This window comes from Pseudomonas sp. S5F11 (assembly GCF_019641515.1).
In the GTDB taxonomy this organism is placed as follows: Bacteria; Pseudomonadota; Gammaproteobacteria; order Pseudomonadales; family Pseudomonadaceae; genus Aquipseudomonas; species Aquipseudomonas rhodesiae.
The window spans coordinates 49026-66073 of the sequence record NZ_JAIFJZ010000002.1; the positions used below are offsets into that span (position 1 = coordinate 49026).

18 protein-coding genes are annotated in these 17048 nt (G+C 52.6%); all 18 read left to right on the top strand.

The window, feature by feature from the left end; all coding sequences use genetic code 11:
* The first annotated feature begins 206 nt into the window (after positions 1–206).
* The 18 genes from K1567_RS27245 (at position 207) to K1567_RS27330 (ending at position 17019) form a co-directional block, all read left to right on the top strand.
* Positions 207–476 carry a toxin co-regulated pilus biosynthesis Q family protein gene (locus K1567_RS27245; RefSeq protein ID WP_259445125.1) on the top strand — a complete coding sequence of 90 codons (270 nt, stop codon included), beginning with the start codon at positions 207–209 and terminating at the stop codon, positions 474–476.
* Positions 473–2245 (top strand): PilN family type IVB pilus formation outer membrane protein, encoded by a 1773-nt coding sequence (locus K1567_RS27250; protein ID WP_405046007.1) that lies wholly within the window; start codon positions 473–475, stop codon positions 2243–2245. Before K1567_RS27245 ends, K1567_RS27250 begins: the two co-directional genes overlap by 4 nt.
* Positions 2233–3564, top strand: coding sequence for a type 4b pilus protein PilO2 (pilO2, locus tag K1567_RS27255; RefSeq protein WP_259445126.1), 1332 nt, complete (start codon positions 2233–2235; stop codon positions 3562–3564). The genes K1567_RS27250 and pilO2 overlap by 13 nt, the downstream gene beginning before the upstream one ends.
* Complete coding sequence (gene pilP, locus K1567_RS27260) at positions 3554–4102, top strand: type IV pilus biogenesis protein PilP (RefSeq protein WP_220699123.1); 549 nt, start codon at positions 3554–3556, stop codon at positions 4100–4102. The genes pilO2 and pilP overlap by 11 nt, the downstream gene beginning before the upstream one ends.
* 12 nt (positions 4103–4114) lie before the next feature.
* On the top strand, positions 4115–5764 hold the full coding sequence (locus tag K1567_RS27265; protein WP_220699124.1) for a GspE/PulE family protein: 1650 nt from the start codon (positions 4115–4117) through the stop codon (positions 5762–5764).
* A gap of 34 nt (positions 5765–5798) precedes the next feature.
* Entirely contained in the window at positions 5799–6902 is a 1104-nt protein-coding gene (locus K1567_RS27270; RefSeq protein WP_220699148.1) for a type II secretion system F family protein, read from the top strand.
* Positions 6903–6922: 20 nt separating this feature from the next.
* Positions 6923–7447 (top strand): type 4 pilus major pilin, encoded by a 525-nt coding sequence (locus K1567_RS27275; RefSeq protein ID WP_220699125.1) that lies wholly within the window; start codon positions 6923–6925, stop codon positions 7445–7447.
* A 9-nt stretch (positions 7448–7456) separates the two neighbouring features.
* Positions 7457–8398, top strand: coding sequence for an ATPase, T2SS/T4P/T4SS family (locus K1567_RS27280; RefSeq protein WP_220699126.1), 942 nt, complete (start codon positions 7457–7459; stop codon positions 8396–8398).
* The gene (gene pilV, locus K1567_RS27285) at positions 8385–9611 is read left to right on the top strand and encodes a shufflon system plasmid conjugative transfer pilus tip adhesin PilV (RefSeq protein ID WP_220699127.1); all 1227 of its coding nucleotides are present in this window, start codon (positions 8385–8387) and stop codon (positions 9609–9611) included. Before K1567_RS27280 ends, pilV begins: the two co-directional genes overlap by 14 nt.
* Positions 9612–9695: 84 nt before the next feature.
* Positions 9696–10133 carry a type IV pilus biogenesis protein PilM gene (pilM, locus tag K1567_RS27290; RefSeq protein ID WP_220699128.1) on the top strand — a complete coding sequence of 146 codons (438 nt, stop codon included), beginning with the start codon at positions 9696–9698 and terminating at the stop codon, positions 10131–10133.
* On the top strand, positions 10130–10654 hold the full coding sequence (locus tag K1567_RS27295) for a Soluble lytic murein transglycosylase (RefSeq protein ID WP_220699129.1): 525 nt from the start codon (positions 10130–10132) through the stop codon (positions 10652–10654). The genes pilM and K1567_RS27295 overlap by 4 nt, the downstream gene beginning before the upstream one ends.
* A gap of 89 nt (positions 10655–10743) precedes the next feature.
* Positions 10744–11532, top strand: a complete 789-nt coding sequence (locus K1567_RS27300) for a virB8 family protein (protein ID WP_220699149.1) — start codon at positions 10744–10746, stop codon at positions 11530–11532.
* Positions 11529–12320 (top strand): TrbG/VirB9 family P-type conjugative transfer protein, encoded by a 792-nt coding sequence (locus K1567_RS27305; protein WP_220699130.1) that lies wholly within the window; start codon positions 11529–11531, stop codon positions 12318–12320. Before K1567_RS27300 ends, K1567_RS27305 begins: the two co-directional genes overlap by 4 nt.
* Positions 12307–13611, top strand: coding sequence for a TrbI/VirB10 family protein (locus K1567_RS27815; protein ID WP_220699131.1), 1305 nt, complete (start codon positions 12307–12309; stop codon positions 13609–13611). Before K1567_RS27305 ends, K1567_RS27815 begins: the two co-directional genes overlap by 14 nt.
* A 10-nt stretch (positions 13612–13621) precedes the next feature.
* Entirely contained in the window at positions 13622–14695 is a 1074-nt protein-coding gene (gene virB11 / locus K1567_RS27315) for a P-type DNA transfer ATPase VirB11 (protein WP_220699132.1), read from the top strand.
* Positions 14696–14704: 9 nt separating this feature from the next.
* Positions 14705–15052: a hypothetical protein gene (locus K1567_RS27320; RefSeq protein ID WP_220699133.1), complete on the top strand. Its 348-nt coding sequence runs from the start codon at positions 14705–14707 to the stop codon at positions 15050–15052.
* Between the two features lie 160 nt (positions 15053–15212).
* Positions 15213–15497, top strand: coding sequence for a hypothetical protein (locus K1567_RS27325; RefSeq protein WP_220699134.1), 285 nt, complete (start codon positions 15213–15215; stop codon positions 15495–15497).
* Positions 15478–17019, top strand: coding sequence for a type IV secretory system conjugative DNA transfer family protein (locus K1567_RS27330; protein ID WP_220699135.1), 1542 nt, complete (start codon positions 15478–15480; stop codon positions 17017–17019). Before K1567_RS27325 ends, K1567_RS27330 begins: the two co-directional genes overlap by 20 nt.
* Positions 17020–17048 lie beyond the last annotated feature (29 nt).

Sequence of the window (17048 nt, forward strand, 5' to 3'; positions counted from 1 at the left end):
CAACCGTAACCGTGCCCGCACCGCAACCGCCTATTGCTGTTGGTACCAAGCCCTCTACGGCACCTGCTCCCGTTGTTCAGACAGTGGTAGCGAAAGTAGCTGCACCAGTTCCCGCGTCAGCGCCTGGCAAGGCTGGGGCCGCATCGGTTGTACCTGCAAAGGCTTCCACGCCGTCCACCGTGTCGCCAGTAGCCCCCGCCCGACCTATGCCGCCGCCGTTGCCCAGCTGGACTGCGGCAGTGGGTAGCACTCTGCACCAGACCGTGGCCGAGTGGTGCAAACGTGCCGGCATTCAGCTGATTTGGAGTCAGGAGGATCTGGATTATCCAATCGAAGCTCCTTTGAAATTCCAGGGCACTTTCAGCCAAGCGATTGACCAGATTTTCCCGCTCTATGACGGTGCCAAACGCAGTTTTCTTGTAGACGGAAACACGTCTAGCCAAGGAATCCTTTACGTGTCCGAGAGGAAGAAATAATGAAATCGCTCTTTAAATTGAGCTGTGTGGCCGTTGCCCTGTTGCTCAGCAGCAGTTGCACCGTTCAGCGGGTAAGCGAGTCGTCAGCTCGGGCAGAAAAAGATGGTGCCGAGGCAGCACAGTACGCAGAAAACTTGCGCAACCAGAAGCCGGAACCTAAACGCGCAACGGTAATTTTTAGCGATAAGCCCTGGGTTTCTACTCAACCAGTCCTAGCGAAACGCGGCCTGCCGGCAGTATTGGATTGTGAAAAGACATACCGGCCTTCTGGCGGAGTAACGATCACTGAGATTGCTCAGTTCATTACCAATGAGTGTGGCATCTCGGTCTTGGTATCTCCGGAGGCGGTCAATCCTGGCCTCAGTGCGGCAGCGAGCGGGGGAGGGCAACAACCCCTGCAGACGGCTACCAACACGAACCCTGAAAGTCTTGTAGGTTTGTTCCCTGGAGCTACTTCGGTGCAGGCCCAGGCTGGGTTTTCAGGCTCGGCGGCATTTACAGCACCAAGCGTTGTGAGCGGTATCAAGTACAACGGCCGTATTTCTGGTCTGCTCGATCTAGCGACCTCTCGACTTGGGTTGTCTTGGCACTACTCACCGATCGAACGCGCTGTACGAATCAACTACTTCGATACGAAGGTCTTTGATGTTTACGCCTTCGGCGATAAGCAAGAAATTGAAACAGTCGTTAAATCGGGTATGACCACCACAACGGGCACCGGGTCGGGATCCAACGGTGGTTCCAGCTCCGCGTCGGGGGCAACTGGTGAATCGGGCAGTAATCAAAGCACCAAAGTCACGCTCAACACATCGATCCTCAACGATATTCAGAACAACGTTCAATCGATGCTCAGCCAGTCGCCGCCGGGGCGCCTCTACATGGCGCCTTCCACCGGCACGCTCACAGTTACGGACCGTCCTGACGTGCTGGCCCGGATCGAAGCTTATTTGAACAAGACGAACGCAGAAATCACCCGTCAGGTGCTGTTCAATGTGAAGGTGTTTGAGGTCACTTTGACTGATAAAGATCAGTTGGGTTTGAACTGGCAGGCCGTTTACAAATCGTTGTCGAGCAACTTTGGCTTTTCACTCAACAATGCCGTTACAGGTATCAGCGGGAACGCTATTGCCGGCTCTATTGGGATTGTCGACTCAGCCAACTCACCATGGGCAGGTTCGACCGCGATTATCAAAGCCTTGGCCGAACAGGGACGCGTATCCAACGTGCGCTCGCCATCGGTAACGACACTCAATTTGCAGCCTGCACCCATTCAGATCGGCAATGTGAAGGGGTACATCCCTTCTAGCTCTACCAGCAGCACGCCGTCCGTTGGAACAAGCACCGCACTGAACGCTGGCACGATCACCTCAGGCTTCAATATGACCCTGTTACCTCGGGTCATTGAGAACGACGATCTACTGGTGATGATTTCAATCAATATGAGTTCCAAGCCGACTTTCACCACGTTCACCAGCGGCGGGTCGAGCGCGCAAACCGCCGACTACGACACGAAGGGATTGAGCCCAAAAGTCAAGCTACGCAGTGGGCAGACACTGATCCTGTCCGGCTTTGATGAGATGAGTGAAGACGCCACCAAGTCTGGTGTAGGTAGCCCAAGCTTCTTTGGTCTTGGCGGCTCCCAGGTACGGACTTCAACACATAGCGTCCTGGTTGTACTGATTACCCCGATTCTGCTCGGCCAGGTCGCGAATGACGACTTTGCCCGTATTGCCGTGTTGTCGCCTATGTCTACTGCATGGGCAGCGTAGCCATGGCTCCTAACGCGAACGTAACAAAGCAGACAAGGGTTCAAATACTGACGTACCACGGCAACTCCTTTGTCACCGGCTTGCAATGGCATCCATTGGATAGCCTCACAGGCTACATGCGCGAGGCTCGGCAGTTTGGGCGTAAGCACCAGATGGATATCGTGGCGATTAGGCCAACGAAATCGATTATTCAGGCCGGATTTGTCGCTTACAACGATGGTGCAGTGAAAGGAATGTATTCCCTCGCGGCGTCGTTGGCCGGCCAGCTGGGAGACTCATGGATTGCCGCATGGCAAGTCGCCCCGGGGGAGGATCGATATGTCCTGATTGCGGTTGATCAGGGCGCCGTTCTTCCCGGTTGCGATCAAGTCGGTTCAGGGGACGACACGAGACGCAAAGTCGCACAGATGCTCAGCAGTTCGATTTCCTTTCGGGATATCTACCTCCCGAAAGAGTTCGAGCGTGGCGGTGCCAGCCTTGATGTGGAGTCATTGCTGCAGGCGCAAAATCTGCGACGAGATTATCGATTACGTCAACTCACTTTTGGGCTGTCAAAAAATGAGTGGGGACGAGTTGCCGCCGTTGCCGTCCTGGTGAGTGCAGCATTGGTTGGTTGGGGTCAATGGGAAGCCTACAAGGGTCGGCAAGCGCTCGCCGCTGCAATGCAGCGTCAGGCTGAATTGGATGCACTTAACGCGCGTTCCAGTCAGGAACAGACTCTGCAGGCGTTGGAACACCCCTGGGCAAAACAGCCTGATGTGGCGGGATTCGTAAACGGCTGTACCGAAGCCGTGGAGCGTTTACCTCTGAGCATTGCCGGATGGGTTTTCAAGTCAGCGCAGTGTGATGGTGAACTGGTTTCTGTGACGGTTGAGCGCACTGGCAACAGCACCGCTATCGAGTTGATTCGGGCTACCCGTGACCACTTCGCGGATGAACCAGCGTTTTTCAACGGCGGCAACAGTGCCGCGCTCAAAATCAGTTTGAAGCTGAATTTGGCTGGTGATGAATCGCTACTTCAAACGAGTGAAGCGCTACCGCTACTTACGTCCTGGTTACACGGACAAGGCATCGCCCCAACTCTCAAAGAATTACCGGTATCCGTTCCCGCACCTGCAGCCCTCCCAGGAGGTGCTGCGCCACCGCCACCGCCATTGCCGGAATGGAAGCATTTTGAGCTGCAATACAGCAGCTCATTACCACCGGCGGCCGTATTGCTCAACGTACCGGACACAGGCTTTCGCTTGCGCGAAATCAGTACCGAGTTAAAGAACTATCAATTGATCTGGTCAGTGACTGGAGACCTTTATGCAAAGTAGAAAACTACTCCTGCCAGTGTTGCTGGGCATCCTCGGTTTACACCAGGTGGTTCAAGCAGAAGAAGGCACTTCAGCTGTCACCGTGGGTGTGCTGTCGGAAGTCCAGAGCCAAACCATTTTGTACAAAGCACAAGGTGAGCGAGCCAAGGCATTGCGCGAAATCAACGACCAGGGGCAGACGCCCGGGCAAACGGTCACATCTCTTTACCCGCCGATGCAGCCACAGGCAAATATCGATGAGCCTTTACCCGTAGTGAAATTGGTATCGGGATCTGCAAGAAATCTACGCGTCACGCTTCTCTACAGCGGTGGATTTGAAATTGATGCACAAACCGGCGGTCCGGAGCTTCCAGGCGGCTACAGGCTGGAAAGCATCAGTCTGGATAACGTAGTGGTGACCCGTGCCGGCAAGCGCTACTCGCTTGGTTTTTCTTCCTCCCCGGCGGTCTCGAATCGACCGCCAACCTCGGGCCTCCCCGGCTTACCAGGCGCGCAAGTCGGCTCACCAACCCCTGTTTTTACGCTCGGACAACCATAGGAAGTTTTCACTATGAATAACCTTGCTCAGCAGCAAATTGCTTCATCGCAAGAGGCTGACAACAACGAATCAGCACGCATCGCCTTAGTGCTGCCTCCTGAGCCCACCGGTGATCAGGAGTCAGCACCGGTACTCGATTTTGGCGTAGGTCGTATCCTCACGGCCGTAGGTGAGGAATGGGAGGCACAATCCTCATTACGCCAACTGTGTGCGCTCACGGAAACAGGCGTCCTCTACGTGTCGGCCCAGCATCTTATGGACCATCACGTAATGTCGTTCATGGATCGCCTTGACCGTGCAGACGTGCGGTACGAAATCAAACCGGTGACGATGAGCGAAATCCTGTCTATCTATCAGGCTCAGTCACGGGATAACGGTACAACTAACGCCGCTACTAACAGCACGTTACGTCAGAAAGAAGTCATTGCGTTGATGGGGCAGGCGCATAAAGCAGGAGCGAGTGACATTCACTTTGTGGTAGGTCATGACATTACACGGATCTTTTTCCGTATCCACGGTCTGCTGACTCAAGCGAGTGAAATTCCTAGCTCAATTGGTCGCGAGTTATGTTCGTCGCTCTACAACAGCATGTGCGATGTATCAAAAGAGCATTACCAGCCCGAGATCAGCCAAGACGCGCGCGTAAGCCGAAAATTCGTTGATCAATTAGGTTTGTTTGGCGCAAGGGTGGCGACCCGTCCTCTTGTAGACGGGCCCTTGATGGTCCTGCGATTGCTGTCTGATGACAAGAGCAAGCAAACCCTCGATGAGCTGGGTTTTTTGCCGGTGCAGATTGCGCAGATCCGCCGGCTGTGTCGACTGCCTTACGGTGTGACCTTCATCACTGGGCCTACCGGTTCAGGCAAGTCTAAAACTCTGCAAATCAACATTAACGCGGTCGCGAGAGACCACAAAGGCACCCGGCATATCCTGACGGTGGAAGATCCCCCTGAATATCCTTTGTTGGCTAACCAGTCGCCTAAAGGCAGTGAGGAAACATGGGAACAGGCCATCTCCAACTCTATGCGATTGGACCCGGACATCCTGATGTACGGGGAGGTCCGCGATTTGGCTTCTTGCATTGCGGCTTTCACTGGTGGCCTTACAGGGCACCTGGTGCTTTCCACGCTGCACACGAATAACGCTATTGCTTCCCTGCAGCGCCTGGTGGATATGGGCATGGATATCAGTCTTGTGACTGACCCAGCACTTTTGACAGGCGTGATCAACCAGTCCCTTTTGCCGGTCCTTTGCAAGCATTGCCGGAAACCGGCGAAAGATCATGTGAGCGAGCTTGATGAAGATTTGGTTGAACGTTTAGCCGTATTGAACGTGGAGAACGCATACCTGGTGGGCAATGGCTGTAGTCACTGCGACATGCTTGGGGTCACAACGCGAACAGCCGTGGGTGAGGTGCTGGTGACGACTCAGGATTTCATGATGGTTTTCAAGCGTAGTGCGGGTGAAGCGCGCAATTACTGGGTCAAGAACATGGGGGGAATCACGAAAACTGCGCACGCATTGATGAAGGTTAAAGAAGGGCTCATTGATCCTCGGATGGCGGAGACCATCGTCGGTCCACTGGACTTTGATCACTACATCCTGGAGCAAAACAATGTTGAGCAGAATTCGGCAGCTACTGAGTGCAAAAAGAACTCGTAAAACGCCATTAGGGCCAGTGCTGCCCCGTCTGTCGATGTTCCATGAGGTCCGGGACTATCTCAATGAAGCCCACACATCCCTGGCGACCCGTTGGTACAGCACGCAGTTTGGAGGAAAGGAGCGCATTCAGTTCTATGAAAGTATGACGGCACTCTTAGAAAACGGGGTGCCTCTGCAGGAGGCGTTACTTGAAGTGAGTAACGTCTACAGCGATGACGGAAAGCGAAACTTTCACCCTGTAGCCCTGGCAGGTTTTGCAATGAGTTCCACTGTAAGCAACGGAAAGTCGCTTGGTATCGCATGCCAGCCTTGGATGCCGTACCAAGAGGTGGCGATTATTGCGTCCGGCGAGAAGTCAGGAAATCTGCAGCAAGCCTTTGACGATTGCGTACGCACCATTGAGGCGAGGCAAAAAATTGTATCGCTGATTCTTTCGTCGTCTCTCTACCCAGCCCTGCTGTGGTCATTGATGGCGTATCTCCTGCACGTAGTTGCCACGAGAATGGTTCCGGCCATGGCTCGCCGGTCCGATCCAGAGGGTTGGACTGGGATACCCCACCTACTGTATTCGATTGCAACATTCGTCAACAGCTGGGGATTGATAACACTGATCAGCTTTGTGCTGTTTGTCGTGGTGTCCGTCGCAACCTTGCCGTATTTCAAAGGCCCACTTCGGGTACGGCTTGAGTCACTACCGCCCTGGTCTATTTACAAGGCGCTGCACGGTTCCACCTTCCTGCTCAACATCGCGGTAATGCTTCGCTCGAACATCAATCAACTGGATGCCCTGGAGGCCCTGGAGCTTAACGCTAAGCCTTGGCTGCGCGAGCGTCTTACGGCCGCGCGCTACGGCGTAAGGATGGGTAAAAACTTTGGGATGGCACTAAAGCTGGCAGGGCACCAGTTTCCCGACAAGCAAGCAGTACAGTTTCTCTGCGTTCTTGCGACTCGTAAGGGCTTCTCAGAGTCGATACACCGTTTCAGTACCCGCTGGCTTGCCAACTCGCTCAAGAGCGTTGAGCGGTACTCAAAGGGTCTTCTGATTTTTTCATCGATGGCTATTGGCGTGCTGATGATCCTGGTCTTGATCGGGACATACAGCATGCAGGCTGATGTAGCGAACACCATTCAACATTAATCCACCGAGGGGTATTTTCCATGCAACGTAAAGTCAAACGTCAACAACGCCAGGCCGGTTTTATCGACTTATCGATGCTGTTCGTTCTCATCGTGATCGCTATTGGCATTGGCTACGCGATTTATAACGGCGGCTCGCTGCTCGGAAGTTCCGATGTCAGCAATGAGCAATCCAACATAGGCCAGCTGATCGCCAACACTCGCAAACTTAAAGGGAGCAACGGCTACGGTACTTCCGGCACAAGCCTTGTTCCCCAGCTGGTTACTAGCAAAGGCTTGCCAAACATGAGCGTTTCCGGAAACACGCTTTACAACGCGTGGAACGGATCGGTCACCGTAGCTTCGGGCGGAATGACTTTCATCCTGACTGAAAATGGCATCCCTGGTGATGCGTGCATGACCTTGGCAACCAAAATCAGCAGAGGTCAAAAGGTCGCTACATCGATCAACGGCGGGTCAAGTGTCACCGGCGAAGTATCTTCTGCCACCGCAGCCGCCAGTTGCACAGATACCAACACAAACAGCCTGGCCTGGACAGTTTTCTAAGGAGCCAGTATGGGCCGTATCACAGAGGCAAACTTCGTTGACCTCTACTTGGGCGAAGGCTTTAGCGATGTGAAAGGGCTGGACGGAGCCGAGGCCAAAAAGGTTTCGGCTCCGTCTGAGTGGGCCGACGACCTCAAGCGTTTAAGAGATAAATGTTCAGCTCACTTTGCGGAGTTTCAAGACCCTGAGTTTTCACTGATAGAAGATGGTGTTGTGTTACGTGTAACGCAGATCATCGATTCGATGGGTAATGAGGTTTTTGCGATATCAAAAGCGAAGCCAAAGATCATTCCATTCGATTTGCTTGGCCTGCCTGATGATTTGGTCAACACGCTGTTGAACGACGCTGTAAGGGGCCTGGTGATTTTTTGCGGTGAGATGGGGGCTGGCAAGACTTCAAGTGCTGCGTCCTTGGTGATCGCGCGTTTAGAGAGTTGCGGGGGTATCGCATTCGCTATGGAGGACCCTCAAGAGACCAACCTTAACGGCTCCCATGGCCAGGGGCGCTGTATACAGATGCAGGTTTCGCGACGTACGGGAGGCTATGAAGAAGCATTCCTGCGCGCGCTACGCACCCGGGCCGATCTGCTATTCGTGGGGGAGATACGTGATGACAAGACAGCCGCCTTAGTGGTGCGAGCCGCAATCAACGGGCATTTCATTATCACCACGTCTCATTCCGGATCACCTTCGCAAGCAATTGAATATATCGCTGCACTGGCTCAACCGAGGATTAGTAATGCACGCGAAATCCTGGCCCAAGGGTTACTTGCAGTTGTATTTCAGACATTGGACAGAGGCAGAGGCATACCAACCCTGAAAGTCAAAAGCCTTCTGTTCTCCGGTGAGGACGGCCCAGGTATTCGCGAGAAGATCCGAACAGGCAACGTTCAGCACGTCGACCAAGACGTGGAAAACCAAGCGAGGAGAAACATATATGGAGGTAGTTAATGTGAAATCGCGAACACAAAATAAACAAGCCGGATTCATCGCCATTGAGGTGATGTTCGTAATTATCGTATTCGTCGTTATGAGTGCGATTGGGGCTCAACAACTTTCGAGGCATATGGATTCGCAGAACTACCAGATCGCGGCCCAGCAGCAACAAGCCGTCGCTGATGCTGCAGCGAAGTACCTTAAAGACTACTTTAGCACCGTAGTAGCCTCGGCAACTCCTACCGTACCTGTGCAAATTACGGTTGCGATGCTGCGCAACACAAAGTATTTGCCGATTGGTTTTGGTGACACAAACGCGTTTGGGCAAACCTTCTTGGTTCTCGCTCGCAGTCCAGCTCCGAACCAGCTTGAGTCAATTGTGTTAACGACAGGGGGGGAAACAATTGATGAAATTGGCACCCGCGAAATCGCAGAGAACTTGGGTGGGACTGGTGGGTTCATTCCTGTTAGCAATAACGGCATCGTTCAAGGTGTGCGTGGCGGTTGGCAAATCGCCTTAAGCAACTATGGGATGAATCCCGGCACAGGGCATACCGCGAGCGCGCTATTTTTACAGGACGGTACGCTGACAAACGACTACCTGTATCGAAATGCAGTACCTGGTCATCCTGAGGTTAACGCGATGAACACATCGATTAACCTGAATGGCAATGATCTTAACGCGGTAAAAAACACCAACACGGCGACGTTGAATGCAGAAACCACAAACACCACAGGGGAGACTACCACCGGCGGCTGGTTTCGAACCAAAGGGGACACCGGGTGGCTCAATGAGAAGTGGTTAGGCGGTTGGTATATGAATGATCCTGACTGGCTCAGATCCTACGGGGATAAAGGGGTCACTACTGGTGGAGAAATGCGGGCTGGAAAACTCACCTCTACAGGGCGAACTCAGGTAGGCGAATACTTGCAACTGGATGGAGTCGCCGTAGAGGGCGCCGCATGCACCCCGAATGGGTTGATTGGGCGCAATGCTGCTGGGCTGGCTCTTTCTTGTCAGTCAGGTCTCTGGAAAGGTTCTGCGGGAAAGGATCGATGGGGAGGATCGTTTTGGACTGCATCCCACCAACCTGGTGGTTGCGCTGCAGCAAATCCGTTTACTGGCTCTTGCAGCTGTCCAGCCGGCTACACCCCCAATTCGCAATTTGCCGTCGCAATCGGCGGATGCAACCCATGTGCAGCCTACAGTTGCTATAAGCTCGACTGAGCTACTTAAACAGTAATCGCTTTATATGTTTGAGTAGTAGGCATGAAAGCACACTTCTAAAACGTCTTATGTAGGGTGTTATTCATGCCTCTTGTATGGATATTGATTGTCGTCTCGCTGGCTGTTTCATTTATCTATAATTCAGAACAAGTGCGCCAAGAGCGTATTTCTAATTATTCGGATATTTCAGCGACATCGCTGAATATGTTGGTATATCGGAATGCCGTTGCCACCTACGCACAGGCAAATCCCGAATTCAACGGAAATGTACCGGATAGTCAAATAGTATTGCCAAGCTGGTATATAAAGTCCCCGTATTTGGCTAACTACGTGACAACAGGAAAAAGTTATACATATTTTTTTGGTTCGATACCTGGTCTAGCAGGCGAGCTAGCGCGTCTAACGGGATCAGTGAATGTTGGAACCAATCAGAATGGTATCTTGCTATCACCTAATATGGCGAATATTGGTATTACGCTACCTCCACAAATTCCTAATAGCGCGGTGGTACTTATCCAATGAAGAGATTGCTAATCCTCATTGCCACTCTTATGCCCAGCTTTGGGCACGCTGAAATTCCTCCACCTGCATATCAGCGTGCGGCAGTCATGCATGGTGTACCACCGGCTGTTTTGTATTCAATTGCAAAGGTTGAAAGCAACCTAAAAATCACAATCGGTTATTACCCTTGGCCCTGGACATTGAACGTCAAGGGCAAAGGCAGTTACTTCGCGACCCGTGCAGAAGCCTGCAGTGCGGTTATGGAAGGGCTACGGATACATGGTAAGTATGGAGTGGACATTGGGCTCACGCAGCAGAATTGGGGGTGGGTAGGCTCACACCACTACGCCCATCCTTGCGATGCGCTGTCGCCAAGCGACAATTTGAATACCGCCGCAATTGAACTGCGTAAATGCTTTGAAAAAGAAGGAGATTGGGTAAGGGCAGCCGGTTGCTATCACCGACCAGCTGGTGGGGAGCCCGCGCGACGATACAGAGCAACCTTTACCAAAAAGTATTTGCAGATAATCAGCAATAATTAAATTCTTTATTAAAACGCCTAATTACCTTCCTGCACCGTTGAGTTAATGCGTGCGTGGGTTTTGATTACTTTATTTTCGAGATAATAGATATGTTTACCTCTCGCAAAACCAAAGACCAGATTGTGGAGCAAGAGCAGGTAATGGAGTTAGGGTTGCTAAATGAGCCTTCAGACGCACGGCACATTAGTTTAGCAGTACAAGCCTACTCCAACGCAGCACGCTGGTTTGAAGCGAACGTTGCAAAAGACCTTCAAAAAAGCGTTAAAACGTGGAAGCGCTTATCGGCCTTTTTTGGGCTGTTGGCATTTATGTCAATCGGTGCAGTATTGGGCCTAACACCATTGAAGACGGTCATTCCGTACTTGGTGCGAGTCGACAATATCACCGGTTATACCGATTTGGTCCCACAGGTGGACGATCCTAAAACTCAGGAACAACGCGATGATGATTTTTGGTTGAGTAACTATGTTCGACTAAGGGAGGGATATAACTTTGCTGACAACGATGCGAATTACAACCTCGTTGAAACAATGTCGTATGCGGAGACGTTTGGAGAGTATAAAAACTTTCAGCTGTCGAAGAAGGGTTATATCGATACGTTGGGCAATAGTCGTCAAATGCGGGTTGAGGTTAATGGTGTAACCCCGCTCCCTCGCCAACGGCCAGATGACCCAACAAAGACAGCTCAAGTCCGAGTGACGAAAACAGTTGTAGATCGGAACGGCGTACCTGACATGAATATCAGGCCGGCCGTATGGGTAATTACAATCAGTTTTGACTACAAAAACCCTGCTAAAAAACGTGAGCAAGAATTAGTAAACCCAAGGGGATTTGGCGTTAAGAGCTATTCAACGGTACAGGAAGTCGGAGTGAAATGATGGGTAGGATACTCTCGACAGTTATTGCATTGTCCGTTGCCCTCAGCGTTTCACACGCAAAGGCCGAAACAATGGGCGAAAGGTCTTCACTGGATAGCAGAATTCAGACAGCCATTTATAACCCTGACAACGTTTATCGCGTTCAGGCTTTCGTTGGCCGAACCTCATCAATACTTTTACCTCCCAAAGAAACCGTGATGGGCCGTGACGGTGTGATTACAGCCGGCGATCCCACTGCCTGGGAGTTGGGCTTGAACCAAACGGGTAACTTGATCACCTTAAAACCCATAAATGCCAAGGATCCCGATACAAACTTTACGATCAACACCAATAGGCATACCTATGTAATCGAAATGAAGTTAGTAAAAAAACTCAACGACATGACCTATTTGCTTCGCTTTAAGCATCCCGAACCTCCGAAGCCAGTTCCGGCCAACCTGGTAGCAGATCCCTGCAACGGCTTGCACAGCGGGCCGTATCAAAAGCGTGGTGAGCGGTCCTTAGCTCCCGCAGAAGCGTGGGATAACGGGACATTTACATGCTTCCGCTTTCCAACAAACCTGCCGCGCCCGGTTGTGTATCAAGTCCTACCAGATGGCACTGAGACCCTGGCTAACGTTCGTCCGGTTCGCGACATTCTGGTTGTACATGGCGTAAGCCAGCTGTTCCGACTTCGCTTGAATAACCTGGTCCTTGAAATGCGTCCCACCCAGGCGCTTGGTACCACTTACAACTTCAACGGAACGACTACAGGCGAAGTCCGGGAGGTGAAGCGTGGAGAACAATGAATCTGAGGTGATAGCGGCCCCTACGGTCGAGCAACCTGACACGCCCCGTTCTTCCAAGGCTAGAGGCTCTTTCGACTTGCGGGGCAAACGGAAAAAGCCGAGACCGGTGAAAATTTACGCGCTAATCGCTCTGGTTGTGGTGCTGTTCATTATCGCTTTCATCGGCGGTTGGTCCTTGGTAATTGGGGAGATGCGACAGGGCGGGAGCGAGGTCGATGAGACCAAGGCAAAAGCAGATGCCACCTTGAATACTCCAGCTCCAGATGATCGCGGGATGAAGGAGCGGCGGGCAGAAAAGCTCCGTGAGCTTGAGGAGGAGCAGCGAAAGAAGGACGCAGAAGCCGCCAAAAAAGCGGAGGAGAGCGCGCCGCCTCCTGCCACATCAACGCCTAAACCAACAGGTAAGCAGCAGCCCGGAACGACGGGCAATGCGGCCCCGGCGGCTACAGAAATGACGGCGGCCCAGCGAAAGCTTACGGGCGGAGTATTGATGGGGGCCGTAATCAACAATCCAGGGGGCTACGCAAGGGGCATTGGAGGCAATCAGGGAGAGTCAAATCCATCTGGCACTCAGCCTCCGCCTGGAGGTCCTGCGAGCCTTCCTGGCGGTTCTATAGACGCATCGGCATTAACCGGGAATGGCGGGGGCTCTGCGTCCCGAGGGAATTTAAATGATCTTTCTGGAGTTACCTTTGCCCCGGGCCAAGCTTCGTTGTCGCCGGCAGGTAAATATCTGCTTGCGCACGGCACCTACGCACGCTGTGCGGTATATCCAGAGATTATCACCGAGCAGCCCGGCGTCATCGACTGTCGCCTCACAGAGCCGCTTTATTCAGCCGATGGTTCTACGATCATCGCGGATGCAAGTGACCGCCTGACGGGTGTACAGAAGGTCGCGTTGATTGCTGGCCAACAGAACGTATTCACATCCTGGACTGAGCTAGAAACCCAGTCGGGTGTTCGTGCACGACTGGATAGCTTGGGGGCCGGTCCAATGGGCGCGAGTGGGACGAAAGCCTGGATAGATAATCACTACCCGGAGCGTTACGGCGGCGCAATCGTGTTGTCATTCATTCAGGATGCGCTAAAGGCCGCTACAACAGCGACAAAGAGCAGCGATTCTGGTGGCTACACCGTGAATAACAGTGAGCAGAACGTCGAAAGCATGGCGGATAAGGCACTGAACAGCACCATCAACATTGCGCCTACTGGTTACATCCTGCCAGGCACAGTCATCACGGTGATCGTGGCCCGTGATATCGACTTTTCGAGCGTCTTTGAAAACCGTTAAAGAGGTCAATATGAACAGCGATCCAATAACACCGGCCGGGGAGGCCGAGCCGGCCGATTTGCTGGTGGATTCAACACTGCTCCAAGATTTTTTAGCCCAGGCCGGTATTACCCAGCGACTACAGCGCCCGGATGTCACCGAAGTATTGATCAATCGTCCTGGCGAAATCTGGCCAGCGACGGACACTGACCCGAGCGGCGCTCGTGAAGACGCCCCATGGTTGAGCCATGACTTGTGCTGGAGGGTTGCAAACAGCCTTGCTGCCTACAATGGTGTTGTTCTGTCGCCGGCAACGCCAATCCATACCTTGAAGTTTCCTCGTTCGTTCCCTGAGGGGGTGCGCGCTCAGTTAGTGATTCCTCCGGCCTGCGAAACCGGCACCATTTCATTCTCGATTCGAAACCCATCATTGGAACGCTTTTCCCTTGCGGACTACATCAATAGCGGCCGTTTTGCTAACGCCAAGGCCATCCGGTCAGCGGCTGTGGAGTTGGCCGATTGGCAGAAGGAAATTCTGACCGCGCATGCTGCAGGCGATTGGGAAACGTTCTTCGAAATGGCGGTGTTCCATAAGCTCAATATCATCATTTTTGGAGGACCAGGCAGCGGTAAAACCACCTTGGCTAAAGCGCTGGTGGACAAGTTCCCAAGGCACCGGCGGATGATAACCATCGAGGCGATCAACGAACTATTGCTGCCGTTGCACCCCAATCATGTGCACCTGTTATATGGCCCCACGGTTGCGCCTAAAACTCTTGTTGCCAGCACGATGAGGATGAAGCCAGATCACCTATTTTTGGCAGAGCTGACGGGTGATGAGGCGTGGCACTACATCGAAATTCTCAACACGGGCGTACCAGGCACCGTGACCACAGCTCATGCAAATGATTGTGTATCTGGTATCGCGCGCGTGTGCGGCCTGGTGAAACAGTCTGAGGTCGGTATGGGCCTCGACTACAGCTATGTAGAGCAGCTGGTGAGAACATCCTTTGACGTCATGGTTTACATGGAAAAAACGCAAATTCTTGAAGTGCATTACGAACCCGAACAAAAACTGAAACTGCTCAACACTCGGGCTGTATGAGGAGGTTTTATGTGGTGGATAGCGCTCGCTGTCTTGATCCTGGTAGTGACTGTGTTGTGTTTCGCTTTGGGCATCTACGCCGGCGGCTGGCTTTTCCTGATGCTCAACGATGAGGGTCATATAGGGGTGACATGGCATACGCTCCTCGATGCATCAAAGTTGACGTTGGACGATTATCGACTGGTTTATTTGCCCTGGGCCTGGTGCGCTACCGCAGCGATTACCTTTTTGCCCATCGGCATCACCATTCTGGCCTACCTGATGAAATTCAAACGCGTGTCGTCGCTACACGGGGACGCGCGATTTGCAAACAACAAAGAATTGAAGTTGTTTGAATATAAGGGGGAGTACCAATAAAAGTTTTCGGTACGCACTGTTTGGTGCGCTACTTCCCATTAACACAGCTTATAAATACCTAATTACTACCGCGCCACTTGCGGCTTGGTGGCCCCTATACACCTGCGCGATGAATCACCCAGCCATATAGGGACTCGATAAACTAACAAAGAGCAGAAGTATGAAATCAGAAGCCCAGCAATCACGCGACGCTGATTTGTTCTTGGCGCGCCAATTTGGTCATGCCTTTGTCCGGGAGAAGAACTCGCACCAGGTGCGGGCAGACTTCAACCGTGTGTTCAAGGATGACAGTGAAGCCGTGGAGCAGTTTGAGCATGGTGTGGTAGAGGAAGACCAAAAGCGCCTTGCGCTTGGCATGACGCCGGAAGCCTTTCATGCCTACCACCTTGGCAAGCAAATCGTTTTTTCGAAGAAACGGAGGGCACATGGCAGCTCTAGCGTATAGCCCGAAACGCCCTCAGAAACGAATCGACAAGCACCCAGCGCTTTTGATCGGCAAGCACCCCAAAAACGATTCGTTCCTGGCGTCCTATGGTCAAACTTTCCTTATGCTCGCTGCCCCGCCTGGAACGGGCAAAGGCGTCGGTATCGTGATTCCCAACCTATTGAGTTATCCGGATTCAGTTGTCGTAAACGATCCGAAATTCGAGAACTGGGACACCACTGCCGGATTCCGTGCGGCGATGGGCCAAAAGGTGTTTCGATTCTCGCCAGAACGTATGGAAACCCATAGATGGAACCCGCTCGCTCGGGTCAGTCGGGATCCACTGTATCGGTTAGGTGAGATTCGTTCGCTTGCCAGTGTTTTGTACGTGTCGGACAACCCGAAAAACCAAGAGTGGTACAACAAGGCAGCGAATGTTTTTGGCGCAATCATCTTGTACCTGATGGAAACGCCGGGTATGCCTTGCACACTGCCCCAGGCGTACGAAATCGGAGCCTTGGGCAGCGCGATGGGTGTGTGGGCTCAACAGGTCATTGAGTCCAGGAGCGACGGCCCTGATCGCCTGTCGGTTGAGTGTTTACGCGAACTGAATGGCGTATACGAGGCGTCAAAAAACAAGAGCAGCGGTTGGTCAACTACTGCCGATATCGTGCGCGACATCCTGGCGATGTATGGAGAAAAAACGGTTGCCTGGGCGGTGTCTGGTGATGACATTGACTTTTCCAAGCTGCGCGAAGAAAAGATGAGTGTTTACTTCTGTGTGACAGAAGGATCACTCAAAAAGTACGGCCCTCTGATGAACCTGTTTTTTACCCAGGCCATACGTGAAAACTCAAAGGTGTTACCGGAGCAGGGTGGGCACTGCCCGGACGGTTCTTTGCGGCTCAAGTACCAGGTGCTTTTTTTGATTGATGAGATTGCCATCATGGGACGTATGGAGATCATGGAGACGGCGCCGGCGCTGACGCGGGGTGCTGGCCTGCGATATCTAATTATCTTTCAGGGCAAAGATCAGATGCGCGCCGAGCGCACCTATGGTGAGCAAACTGGTAACGGCATCATGAAGGCGTTCCACATTGAAGTCGTTTTCAGCGCCGGAGATATCAAGCTAGCGGAGGAGTACAGCAAGGCGCTAGGAACCAAGACGGTGCGAATTAAAAACCAGTCCATCAACAAAGGGAAAAACGGATCTGCGACTGACAACTACAGCGAAGTTGCACGGGCGCTGATGCTTCCGCAGGAGGTAAACGAGCTGCCATACCACGAAGAACTGATTTTCGTGCAGGGCACTAAAAAAACACCGCCAATCAAGATTAGGGCGCGGAAGATCTTTTGGTATGAGGAGGATGTTTTTAACGACAGGGCTCACATGACACCCCCTACGATCCCGTTGGGTGACGCCGCGAAAATTGATGATTTGACAGTGTCTGTCCGTACAGTCGAAGCAAAGGTAGCCGTCGCCGCACCGCATGACCAGCAACTGCGTAACGAACAAGAAAAACGCAATAACCCGCCTGCATAACCCTGCATAACCCTGCATAACCCTGCGTC

Coding starts and splice junctions, on each gene's coding strand:
- pilP (WP_220699123.1), top strand. CDS start 3,554: ATGCAAAGTAGAAAACTACTCCTGCCAGTGTTGCTGGGCATCCTCGGT.
- K1567_RS27305 (WP_220699130.1), top strand. CDS start 11,529: ATGATGGGTAGGATACTCTCGACAGTTATTGCATTGTCCGTTGCCCTC.
- virB11 (WP_220699132.1), top strand. CDS start 13,622: ATGAACAGCGATCCAATAACACCGGCCGGGGAGGCCGAGCCGGCCGAT.
- K1567_RS27325 (WP_220699134.1), top strand. CDS start 15,213: ATGAAATCAGAAGCCCAGCAATCACGCGACGCTGATTTGTTCTTGGCG.
- pilV (WP_220699127.1), top strand. CDS start 8,385: ATGGAGGTAGTTAATGTGAAATCGCGAACACAAAATAAACAAGCCGGA.
- pilO2 (WP_259445126.1), top strand. CDS start 2,233: ATGGGCAGCGTAGCCATGGCTCCTAACGCGAACGTAACAAAGCAGACA.
- K1567_RS27300 (WP_220699149.1), top strand. CDS start 10,744: ATGTTTACCTCTCGCAAAACCAAAGACCAGATTGTGGAGCAAGAGCAG.
- K1567_RS27280 (WP_220699126.1), top strand. CDS start 7,457: ATGGGCCGTATCACAGAGGCAAACTTCGTTGACCTCTACTTGGGCGAA.
- K1567_RS27245 (WP_259445125.1), top strand. CDS start 207: ATGCCGCCGCCGTTGCCCAGCTGGACTGCGGCAGTGGGTAGCACTCTG.
- pilM (WP_220699128.1), top strand. CDS start 9,696: ATGCCTCTTGTATGGATATTGATTGTCGTCTCGCTGGCTGTTTCATTT.
- K1567_RS27270 (WP_220699148.1), top strand. CDS start 5,799: ATGTTCCATGAGGTCCGGGACTATCTCAATGAAGCCCACACATCCCTG.
- K1567_RS27265 (WP_220699124.1), top strand. CDS start 4,115: ATGAATAACCTTGCTCAGCAGCAAATTGCTTCATCGCAAGAGGCTGAC.
- K1567_RS27275 (WP_220699125.1), top strand. CDS start 6,923: ATGCAACGTAAAGTCAAACGTCAACAACGCCAGGCCGGTTTTATCGAC.
- K1567_RS27295 (WP_220699129.1), top strand. CDS start 10,130: ATGAAGAGATTGCTAATCCTCATTGCCACTCTTATGCCCAGCTTTGGG.
- K1567_RS27330 (WP_220699135.1), top strand. CDS start 15,478: ATGGCAGCTCTAGCGTATAGCCCGAAACGCCCTCAGAAACGAATCGAC.
- K1567_RS27320 (WP_220699133.1), top strand. CDS start 14,705: ATGTGGTGGATAGCGCTCGCTGTCTTGATCCTGGTAGTGACTGTGTTG.